Raw genomic sequence first — 9,056 nt, 5'->3', positions numbered from 1 at the left:
TCGTATGTAGGGTTTGCCCGGCCGCTGCCGGGCCGGCCCGCCGGAGGCGGGCCCAATGTCACAGCCCGGTCAGGGTGAGGAAGGCGTCGTCGAGGGTGGTGCGTTCGGTGCGCAGGTCCGCGATCTGCCCGGCGGGCAGGGCCGCGACCACCGCGTGCAGCACGTCGCGGTTGCCGGTGACGGTGACCTGGTCGCCCACGACGGAGACCGAGGCCACCTCGGGCAGTGACTTCAGCGCCTCCACCGACCCGGTGGTACGGAAGATCACCCGGTCCGAGCCGTCGGCGCGGGCGATCAGTCCGGCCGGGGTGTCCACCGCGAGCACCCGGCCCTCGGAGATCACCGCGACCCGGTCGCAGAGCCGCTCGACCTCCTCCATGAAGTGGGTGACCAGCAGCACGGTCACCCCCCGCTCCTTGATCCGCTCGATCAGTTCCCAGGTGTCCCGCCGGGACTGCGGGTCCAGTCCGGTGGTGAGCTCGTCCAGGATGGCGATGCGGGGCTTGCCGACCAGGGCCAGCGCGATGGACAGCCGCTGCCGCTGACCGCCGGAGAGGGTGGCGAACTTCTTCTTCGGGTCGAGCCCGACCTCGGCCAGGAGATCGGCGGGCCTGGCCGGGTTGGCGTAGAAGGAGGCGTACAGGTCCAGCGCCTCGCCGACCCGGATCTTGTCGGGCAGCGAGCAGTCCTGGAGCTGCACCCCGACCTCCTGCTTCAGGTCGGCGGCGACCCGGACGGTGCCGCTGGTGGGGGTGCGCAGCCCGGCCACGCACTCGATCGTGGTGGTCTTGCCGGCCCCGTTCCTGCCGACCACACCGAAGATCTCTCCTTCGTCGACCGTGAAGGAGACGTCCGCGACGGCGACCTTCTCGCCGTACCGCTTGTGCAGGTTCTCGACCGTGATGATTGGCATACCCAGGACGCTAGAGACCGCCGGTTCTCCGCAGAATGACGCTGGAAACCCACCAGGGGTGGAGTTATCCCCACCCCTCATGTACGCCTTCGGCCACTGCTGCCGCGTATAGCGTTCGTCCACACTTGAGCCATGAGACACATCAGGGTGTTTGGCCATGGCCTGGCGTTGTTCGGCCTCGTCCTCCTCCAGATCCCGCTGATGCTGGTGGCCCTGGTCGGCGTGCTGCTCTCCTTCACGCTCGGCCTGGTCTTCCTGTTCCCGGCTTCGATCCGCCTGATCCGGCGGACCACCGCCCTGGACCGCCGCCTGGTCCACCGCTGGACCGGCGTGCAGATCGCCGAGCCCTACCGCCCGGCCCCGCTCCCGCCCGTACCGCAGAGCGACGGCTGGTACCGGGACGGCCGCACGCTCTACCGCAAGCCCACCATCCCCGCCTTCAACGCCCGGCTGAACTGGCTGATCCGCGACCCGGCCACCTGGCGCGAACTGGTCTGGGTGCTGGTCGACCCGTGGACCCGCGCGGTGCTCGCCGCCGGTCCCACCTTCCTCGTCGGGTACGGCCTCTACCTGGCCGCCACCGGCACCCTCTGGGGCCTGGCGCTCCCGGTCGTCGCCGTGCTGGCCGCCCCCTGGGCGTTGAAGATCTACGCGTACTACGCGCTCGGCATGCTCGGCCCCACCGCCACCACCCAACTGGCCGGTCAGGTGCGCCACCTCAACCAGGTCAGGGTGGAGACGGTCGACGCCCAGGCGGCCGAGCTGCGCCGCATCGAACGCGACCTGCACGACGGCGCCCAGGCCAGAATGGTGGCCGTGGGCATGACCATCGGCGCCGCCGAGCAACTCATCCAGACCGACCCGGAGGCCGCGAGGGCCCTGCTGGCCAAGGCCCGCGAAGCCTCGGTCACCGCGCTGGCCGAGCTGCGCCGGCTGGTGCGCGGCATCCACCCGCCGGTGCTGGCCGAACGCGGCCTCGGCGACGCGATCCGGGCGCTGGCCCTGGACAGCCCGCTCAAGGTGGACGTCTCGGTGGACCTGAAGGAACGCCCGGAGTCGCCGGTGGAGTCCGCGGTGTACTTCACGGTCAGCGAGCTGCTGGCCAACGCCTCCCGGTACGCCTCCCGGGTGGGCGTGGACATCAGCCGCCGCGGGCGGGCGCTGCGGGTCACCGTCACCGACGACGGGCCCGGCGGCGCGGAGCCGGTGCCCGGCGGCGGCCTGGCCGGGATCGAGCGGCGGCTGGCCGCCTTCGACGGCGTGCTCGCGCTGAGCAGCCCGCCTGGCGGCCCCACCGTCGCCACCCTGGAAGTCCCGCTGGCGCTGCCGCAGCCGACCTGCGGGGAAGTGGAGACGCCTCCGCTCGGCTGGCGCGGCCTGGTCATGGCCTTCTGCTGGTCGCTCTGCTGGATCCCGCTCTTCCCACAGGGCATCGTGGCCGGGATCATGCTGATCACCGGCACCCGGAACCACTCCTGGTTCCTCGCCACCTACATGCCGACGGCGTTGCAGTGGCCCACCGTGGCCGCGATGATCACGCTGGGCGCGGCGATGCTGGGCGGCGGAGTCGTCCTGTCCGCCGCCGCCGGCAAGGAACGCCCCCTAAGCTGGTGATCATGAGGGTAGTGCTGGCCGAAGACCTCCACCTGCTCCGCGAGGGACTGGTCCTGCTGCTGCGCTCGCACGGCTTCGAGGTGGTGGCGGCAGTCGAGTCCGGCCCCGACCTGCTCGCCGCCCTGGTCCGGGAGCGCCCCGACGTGGCGGTGGTGGATGTACGCCTCCCGCCCACCTTCACCGACGAGGGCCTCCAGGCCGCGCTGGCGGCCCGGCGCCAGGTGTCCGGACTGCCGGTGCTGGTGCTCTCCCAGCACGTCGAGCAGCTGTACGCCAGGGAGTTGCTGGCCGACGGCACCGGCGGCGTCGGCTACCTGCTGAAGGACCGGGTGTTCAACGCCGATCAGTTCGTGGACGCGATCCGCCGGGTGGCCGCCGGTGGCACCGCGATGGACCCCGAGGTGATCGCCAAGATCCTGGCCAGCAACTCGAGGAACGAGCCGGTGGCCCGGCTCACCCCGCGCGAGCGTGAGGTACTGGAATTGATGGCCGAGGGCCGCTCCAACGCCGCGATCGGCCAGCGCCTGTTCCTCAGCGAGAGCGCGGTCGGCAAGCACACCGCCAACATCTTCGCCAAGCTCGACCTGGCCCCGAGCGACGACGACAACCGCCGGGTGCTCGCCGTCCTCGCTTATCTGAACGGCCGCTAGCTGGCGCGGGAATTCTGTCGGTAGCGGGGGGTACCTTTTCCAGCGGAAACGAGGAGTCCGCAGGAGGTGGCAGTGAAGGTACAGGTCAACCGTGATGTGCTTGCCGAGGCGGTGGCCTGGGCGGCTCGGGTGATCCCTGGCCGTCCGGCCCTGCCCGTGCTCTCGGGACTGCTGCTGGAGGCAGGAGAGGAAGAGCTACGGGTCGCCGCGTTCGACTACGACGTGTCCGCCCGAGCCGAGATCGAGGCGGAGGTGGCCGAGCCCGGCCGGGTGCTGCTTCCCGGGCGGGTGCTGGCCGAGATCGTGAAGAGCCTGCCAGGGCGGCCGGTGGAGATCGTGACCACCGGCGCGGAGGCCGTGCTGACCTGCGGCACGGCCGAGTTCGGGCTGCTCACCCTGCCGGTGGAGGACTTCCCCACGCTCCCCCAGATGCCGCCGAGACTCGGCGCCATCGGCGGCGGGGTCTTCGCCACCTCGGTCGCCCAGGTGGCGGTGGCCGCCAGCCGGGACGACACGCTTCCCATGCTGACCGGCGTGCGGCTGGACATCGACGGCCTGCACGTCTCCATGGCCGCCACCGATCGGTACCGGATCGCCGCCCGCGACCTGCTCTGGATCCCCGAGTCCGACACGGTGGCCCGGGCCGTGGTGGTGCCCGCCCGGGTGCTGGTGGACGTGGCCAAGGCGCTGCGCGGCGGGGAGGTGGCGGTGGGCCTCGGCGGCAACCTGGCCGGGTTCGAGAGCCAGGGCAGATCAACCACCGTGCGGCTGCTGGACGACCAGTTCATCGACTACCGGTCCCGGCTCACCGGCGACTGGCCGATCCAGGCCACCGTGCCGGTCGCCCCGTTCGCGGACGCGATCCGGCGGGTCACCCTGGTCGCCGAGCGGAGCACCGCCGCCGTCCGGCTCAGCTTCACCGAGGGAGAGGTGCTGATCCAGGCCGGGGGCGGCGAGATCGGCCGGGGCGCCGAAGTGGTGGAGGCCGAGCTGGCCGGCCAGGAGATCGTGATCGCCTTCCAGCCGCAGTTCCTGCTCGACGGGCTGGCCGGGGTGCAGAGCGAGCGGGTCCGCATCGCGATGGACTCGCCGAGCCGACCCGCCCTGATCACGGAGGACGGCGAGGATCCCGCCTTCCGCTACCTGGTGATGTCCCTGCGTCTGCCCTGAACGCCCTAAGTCAGTTCCTGGGTCTCGGTGAGCGCGATCAGGATGTGCTCCATGCAGGCGTGGCCCGCGTGCTCGGCCGCCGCGGCGTCCCCGGCGGCGATGGCGCGGACGATGCCGTCGTGCGGGATGTAGTTCTGCTCCAGCGAGCCGCCGGCCGCCGCGATGCTGGCCCGCAGCGCGGCGGAGAAGTCCGCGTACAGGTCGATCAGCACCCGGTTGTGGGTGGCCTGCACCACCGAGACGTGGAAGGCCAGGTCGGCCTCGACGAAGGCGTCCGGGTCGCGGGAAGACCAGGCCGCCTCGCGGCGGGCCAGCGCGGTCTCCATGACCACGATGTCGGCGTCGGTGCGCCGGGTGGCCGCCAGCCGGGCCGCCTCCACCTCCAGCGCCCGCCGCACTTCCAGGATCTCCAGCTGTTCCGCGGCGCGCAGCCGGCGGGCCATCGCGCCGGAGAGCTCGCTGGTGGCCCGGACGTAGGTTCCGTCGCCCTGGCGGCAGTCGAGCAGCCCGGCGTGGGTGAGCGCGCGGACTGCTTCCCGTACGGTGTTGCGCCCCACGCCCAGCTGCTCGGCGAGCACGGTCTCGGTGGGGATTTTGCCATGGAGCTGCCATGAACCGGAGGTGATCTGCTCCTTGAGCTGTTCGATCACCTGGTCCACGAGAGACGCCCGCTGCGCCGTACGCAGACTCACAGTCCGCCTCCTCCGGGGAAACCAGTCATCCCATGAGTCAATGACTGGTCGACCCTAATTATTCCAGGGCATCCAGCACAAATCCGGGTGCCCTGGGAGGAGCTATCGCGTCAGAACCGCGGGGACGGCAGTGCCCGGCACGTTGGCGTGGATGCCGACGGCTTCGAGCGCCCTACGATACGCCCTGGCCTGGTTCTCCCTGGCACCGGCCTGGCCCCAGAGGTCGCCGAGCTCGCGCCAGGCCCGGGCGGTCTCCCGGTCCGGCTGCGGCGTGGACACGCTGAGCAGTTCCTGCGCCTTGCGGAGCTCGGCCCCGGCGTCCAGGGAGCGGGTCAGCGCGACCTCCGCGAGCACCAGGTAGGCGCCGGCCGGGATGGTGCCCCGGATGCCGACGAGCCCGTCCAGCGCGCGGTTGGCCAGGTCGGTGGCGCTGTCCGGTTCCCCGGCGCGCAGCCGTACGTGGGAGAGCACGATCAGGCTCCGAGCGTGCTCCAGCGTCTCGCCGGGGAAACCGGCGAAGACCGTCCCGGCCGCGGTGGCCAGCTCGCCCGCCCGCCCGAGGTCGCCCATGGCGGGGGTCGTCGTGGTGGCCATCCTGGCCCAGCGCAGGGCGATGCGGGCCATCCGGGTGGCCATCCGGGCGGGGCGCCCGGCCGCGATCGCGTCCTCGGCCAGCTGCACCGCGAGCGCGGAGTCCTCGCCCTCGGCGGCGGTCACGCTGGCCTGCCAGAGCGCCAGGACCTCGCCGGTCCGGTCGGGCACCGTGGTCACGCCGTTGGCGTCCAGCACCCGGTCCACGAACGGGATCCCGGTCTCGGTCTCCACCAGCGCCGCGGCCAGTTCCACGGCCAGCTCGCCCTGGTCCACGCTGAGCGTCTCCACCTGGGAGAGCGCCTGGGCGCCCAGGTCCCTGGCCCGCTGCAGGTCGCCGGCGCGCTGGTAGCAGCGGCAGAGCGCCACGGTCAGCGGCAGCCCGGCCAGGCGCTCCGGGTGCGCGGCGGCCTCGCGGCGGAGCCGCTCGAAGGCCTCCACCGCCCGGCCGATCCGGCCCTGGGCCTCCAGCGCGCGGGCCCGGCCGAACCGGGCGTGCGCGGCCAGCATGGCGTTCTCCTCGCCGGCGGCCTTGACGATGTCGCTGAACCGGTCGGCGGCCATCGCCGGGTCGCCGTGGAAGAGCTCCAACTCGGCGTGGCGCAGGCTCAGCTCGGTGTCGATGCGCTGGCGCGGCTCGATGCCGTGCAGGAGGAACTCGGTGGTGCAACCGAGCCTTTCGGCCAGCAGTCGCGCGACCACGGGCGTCGGCGTGCGCTTACCCGACTCGATCAAGGAGACGTAACTGTCGGACAGATCGGGCCCGGCGAGCTGGGCCTGGGACATGCGCCTGCTCAACCGCAGGCCTCGGACGCGGTCACCTATGGTTCCCTGACTCGGCATCTGGTCTCTCAGGGCATGGGAATGGTCAATGGTCCCGCCATGATGGCACGAAGCCACCGAATCGGGTAACCCTCCCGTCAAGAATCCCGAGGGGGAACCTTTGTCCACACCTCGGGATTCGACCAGAGAAAGCGACAATTGTGGTGGTCAGTCGTCCCCGTCGTCCTTGCTCGGGAAAATCATCTGACACACTTCGAGGTACAACGTCTCGGGATAAGGGATGTATGGGACCGACCGGAAGGCCTGGTCCTGGCCAGCCGATTCCATGACGAACTCTCCGTAGCCCAGCAGGCGCCCGAGCAGGTCCCGCTGGAAGCTCATGTCCGTCACTTTGCTCAGCGGCATCATGAGGACCTTGCGCGTGATCAGCCCGCCGGTGAGCAGCATGCGCGCCGAGGTGACCACCAAGTAGTCCACCGACCACTCGGCGACCTTCCAGACGAAGCGGATGAGCAGCAGCAGCCAGGCCCACCAGATCAGGACCAGCGCGTTGCCGCCGTTGTTCTCACCCAGCCACTTGCTGAGCACACCGGCCAGGATGAGACCACCGAAGATCTCGGCGATCGGGCGGAGGAGCACGGCCGGGTGACGCCGGACCATGATGACCTGGTGTTCTTGTGGGAGGAGGTAACGGTTGACCGACGACGGGGCGGAGTCCCCGTGGGTCACCAGTCTCATGTCAGCCTGGCGAAGAATTGGGCGACCGAGTCAGCGGCGTTCATCACGCCCGTGACGGCGCCGGTCACGGTGTCGGCGGCGTCATGCGGCCGCGACAACAGGTAGAAAGCCACCAGGGCCACCGCTCCCCACTTCAGAATCTTCTTGACCTGCACTGCCGTCACCACTCCCATGAGGTATAGATTACCCAGGCACCTTGTTCGGTAAAGCGGAAAAAAGCCGGAACATCCGACCTCGTTATGAGCCCTGCGCGGCGGCGAGGACCTGGAGGTGCTTGCGCGCGATTCGCTCCACCAGCCCGGGGTAGGCATGACCCGTCACTTCCACCGCGCCATGGTGGGCGGCCTGAATACAGCGCGTCACCGTCGTCGCGGGGTGGACCCCCGCGAACTCGTCCCTGAGCGCGGCTTCGACCTGCTCGTAGCGGTCGCTGTTGTCCAGATGCTGACCCATGGCTCTCCCTGTAGCGCGCCAATAGAGTGACGCAAAAGAGACGTCGTCATTACTCTACGTACCCGAGTCGGCACGCGCTGTAACTATGGCTAGGGAAAGCGAAGTTTCTGGGTAGGTTCAGGCTTGGTTTAGGGGGGTTTCAGGTCGTTCTGAGGTGGTTCGAGGGCGTTTTTCGGGGTCAGACGACGCCGTAAAGGCGGTCCCCCGCGTCCCCCAGGCCCGGCAGGATGTAGCCGTTCTCGTTGAGGCGCTCGTCCAGGCCCGCGGTGACCACCCGGATCGGGTGCCCCGAGTTCTCGAAGGTCGCGGCCAGGTGCGCCAGGCCCTCCGGCGCGGCCAGCAGGCAGATCGCGGTCACGTCCACGGCGCCCCGGTCGAACAGGTACTGGATGGCCGCGGCCAGCGTGCCCCCGGTGGCCAGCATCGGGTCCAGCACGTAGCACTGCCGGCCGGACAGGTCCTCCGGCAGCCGGGTGGCGTAGGTGGAGGCGGCCAGAGTCTCCTCGTTGCGGATCATGCCGAGGAAGCCCACCTCGGCGGTGGGCAGCAGCCGTACCATCCCGTCCAGCATGCCGAGCCCGGCCCGCAGGATCGGCACCACCAGGGGGGCCGGACGCGAGAGCCGTACGCCCCGGGTGGGCGTCAGGGGTGTCTCCACGGTGACCTCGGAGACCCGGACGTCCCTGGTGGCCTCGTACGCCAGCAGGGTGACCAGTTCGTCGGCCAGGCGGCGGAAGGTCGGCGAGTCGGTCCGCACGTCGCGCAACGTGGTCAGCTTGTGGGCGACCAAGGGGTGGTCAACGACAAGGGTCTCCATGCCACCAAAAGGTACCGTCCTTCCCATAAGAGGCAGAACCGGGCTGGCGGTTTTGATCACAATTTGCGCGAGCGCCGTACGGCGTCGCTGCACTTCTGGGACCATGGCCAACGTGAAGACCGCGCCGGTGGGGTACAGATGACAGACGAAGACGCGCTTGACTTCGCCATCGTGGTCTTCCGCGAGGACGACCACTGGGAAGCCGAGATGCTCCCGGTCGCGCTCACCTCCGATCTCCGCGGCCTCATCCACGCCCTCCGCCAGCAGCCCGGTGAAGGCGGCGCGATTGGCTTGGTCGCGGTGGGGGATGACTTCTTTGTGGCGTTACGGGTCTTCGGCGAACGCGTGAGCGTGTTCCTCTCCGACATCACCGCAGCCTCGGAATGGCCGCTCGCCCGGCAGGTGCTCGACTATCTGGACGTCCCCGTTCCCGAGGACGAGGAGCTGGACATCGTGCTCCCCGCCGGTGATCTGTCGGTCTTCGCCGACCTGGGGCTGGACGAGATGGAGCTCGGCGCTCTGTCCGGGGATGAGGATCTCTACCCGGACGAGGTGCTGTACAGCATCGCCGCGCGGCTCGGATTCCGCGACCCATTCGAACGTGCCGTAGACGCCGCGACCGGCTGATCTCGGGA

The 9,056-nt window shown here is 70.1% G+C and carries 11 protein-coding genes; 4 read left to right on the top strand and 7 right to left on the bottom strand.

Features of this window, described 5'->3' with window-relative positions; genetic code table 11:
* Positions 1-58: 58 nt before the first annotated feature.
* On the bottom strand, positions 59-913 hold the full coding sequence (locus KIP79_RS23170) for an ABC transporter ATP-binding protein (protein ID WP_214106993.1): 855 nt from the start codon (positions 911-913) through the stop codon (positions 59-61).
* A 132-nt stretch (positions 914-1,045) separates the two neighbouring features.
* On the opposite strand from KIP79_RS23170, the gene KIP79_RS23165 reads away from it, so the two are divergent.
* The 3 genes from KIP79_RS23165 (at position 1,046) to dnaN (ending at position 4,347) form a co-directional block, all read left to right on the top strand.
* Positions 1,046-2,527: a sensor histidine kinase gene (locus KIP79_RS23165; RefSeq protein WP_214106992.1), complete on the top strand. Its 1,482-nt coding sequence runs from the start codon at positions 1,046-1,048 to the stop codon at positions 2,525-2,527.
* A 2-nt stretch (positions 2,528-2,529) separates the two neighbouring features.
* Positions 2,530-3,177, top strand: coding sequence for a LuxR C-terminal-related transcriptional regulator (locus KIP79_RS23160; RefSeq protein WP_214106991.1), 648 nt, complete (start codon positions 2,530-2,532; stop codon positions 3,175-3,177).
* 72 nt (positions 3,178-3,249) lie between these two features.
* Positions 3,250-4,347: a DNA polymerase III subunit beta gene (gene dnaN, locus KIP79_RS23155; RefSeq protein WP_214107035.1), complete on the top strand. Its 1,098-nt coding sequence runs from the start codon at positions 3,250-3,252 to the stop codon at positions 4,345-4,347.
* A 5-nt stretch (positions 4,348-4,352) separates the two neighbouring features.
* Here the strand turns inward: dnaN and KIP79_RS23150 are convergent, their stop codons facing one another.
* From KIP79_RS23150 to upp, 6 genes are all read right to left on the bottom strand, one after another.
* Complete coding sequence (locus KIP79_RS23150; protein ID WP_214106990.1) at positions 4,353-5,039, bottom strand: FadR/GntR family transcriptional regulator; 687 nt, start codon at positions 5,037-5,039, stop codon at positions 4,353-4,355.
* A 102-nt stretch (positions 5,040-5,141) separates the two neighbouring features.
* Complete coding sequence (locus KIP79_RS23145) at positions 5,142-6,473, bottom strand: helix-turn-helix domain-containing protein (protein ID WP_214106989.1); 1,332 nt, start codon at positions 6,471-6,473, stop codon at positions 5,142-5,144.
* 147 nt (positions 6,474-6,620) lie between these two features.
* Positions 6,621-7,151, bottom strand: a complete 531-nt coding sequence (locus KIP79_RS23140) for a PH domain-containing protein (RefSeq protein ID WP_214106988.1) — start codon at positions 7,149-7,151, stop codon at positions 6,621-6,623.
* The gene (locus KIP79_RS23135; protein ID WP_155344952.1) at positions 7,148-7,324 is read right to left on the bottom strand and encodes a hypothetical protein; all 177 of its coding nucleotides are present in this window, start codon (positions 7,322-7,324) and stop codon (positions 7,148-7,150) included. The genes KIP79_RS23140 and KIP79_RS23135 overlap by 4 nt, the downstream gene beginning before the upstream one ends.
* Positions 7,325-7,388: 64 nt before the next feature.
* A complete protein-coding gene (locus KIP79_RS23130; RefSeq protein ID WP_214106987.1) occupies positions 7,389-7,604 on the bottom strand; it encodes a three-helix bundle dimerization domain-containing protein in 216 nt (71 codons plus the stop codon).
* Positions 7,605-7,782: 178 nt separating this feature from the next.
* On the bottom strand, positions 7,783-8,421 hold the full coding sequence (gene upp / locus KIP79_RS23125; RefSeq protein ID WP_214106986.1) for a uracil phosphoribosyltransferase: 639 nt from the start codon (positions 8,419-8,421) through the stop codon (positions 7,783-7,785).
* Positions 8,422-8,559: 138 nt separating this feature from the next.
* Between upp and KIP79_RS23120 the strand changes: the two genes are divergently transcribed.
* Positions 8,560-9,048 carry a tRNA adenosine deaminase-associated protein gene (locus KIP79_RS23120; protein WP_214106985.1) on the top strand — a complete coding sequence of 163 codons (489 nt, stop codon included), beginning with the start codon at positions 8,560-8,562 and terminating at the stop codon, positions 9,046-9,048.
* Positions 9,049-9,056 lie beyond the last annotated feature (8 nt).

This window comes from Acrocarpospora catenulata, assembly GCF_018476525.1.
In the GTDB taxonomy this organism is placed as follows: Bacteria; Actinomycetota; Actinomycetes; order Streptosporangiales; family Streptosporangiaceae; genus Acrocarpospora; species Acrocarpospora catenulata.
This window is presented reverse-complemented; position numbering and strand designations above follow the sequence as displayed.

What these genes read in the sequence shown, in the direction of transcription:
- KIP79_RS23170 (WP_214106993.1), bottom strand. Translation starts at nt 913, where the DNA reads ATGCCAATCATCACGGTCGAGAACCTGCACAAGCGGTACGGCGAGAAG.
- KIP79_RS23165 (WP_214106992.1), top strand. Translation starts at nt 1,046, where the DNA reads ATGAGACACATCAGGGTGTTTGGCCATGGCCTGGCGTTGTTCGGCCTC.
- KIP79_RS23160 (WP_214106991.1), top strand. Translation starts at nt 2,530, where the DNA reads ATGAGGGTAGTGCTGGCCGAAGACCTCCACCTGCTCCGCGAGGGACTG.
- KIP79_RS23145 (WP_214106989.1), bottom strand. Translation starts at nt 6,473, where the DNA reads ATGCCGAGTCAGGGAACCATAGGTGACCGCGTCCGAGGCCTGCGGTTG.
- KIP79_RS23140 (WP_214106988.1), bottom strand. Translation starts at nt 7,151, where the DNA reads ATGAGACTGGTGACCCACGGGGACTCCGCCCCGTCGTCGGTCAACCGT.
- KIP79_RS23135 (WP_155344952.1), bottom strand. Translation starts at nt 7,324, where the DNA reads ATGGGAGTGGTGACGGCAGTGCAGGTCAAGAAGATTCTGAAGTGGGGA.
- KIP79_RS23130 (WP_214106987.1), bottom strand. Translation starts at nt 7,604, where the DNA reads ATGGGTCAGCATCTGGACAACAGCGACCGCTACGAGCAGGTCGAAGCC.
- upp (WP_214106986.1), bottom strand. Translation starts at nt 8,421, where the DNA reads ATGGAGACCCTTGTCGTTGACCACCCCTTGGTCGCCCACAAGCTGACC.
- KIP79_RS23120 (WP_214106985.1), top strand. Translation starts at nt 8,560, where the DNA reads ATGACAGACGAAGACGCGCTTGACTTCGCCATCGTGGTCTTCCGCGAG.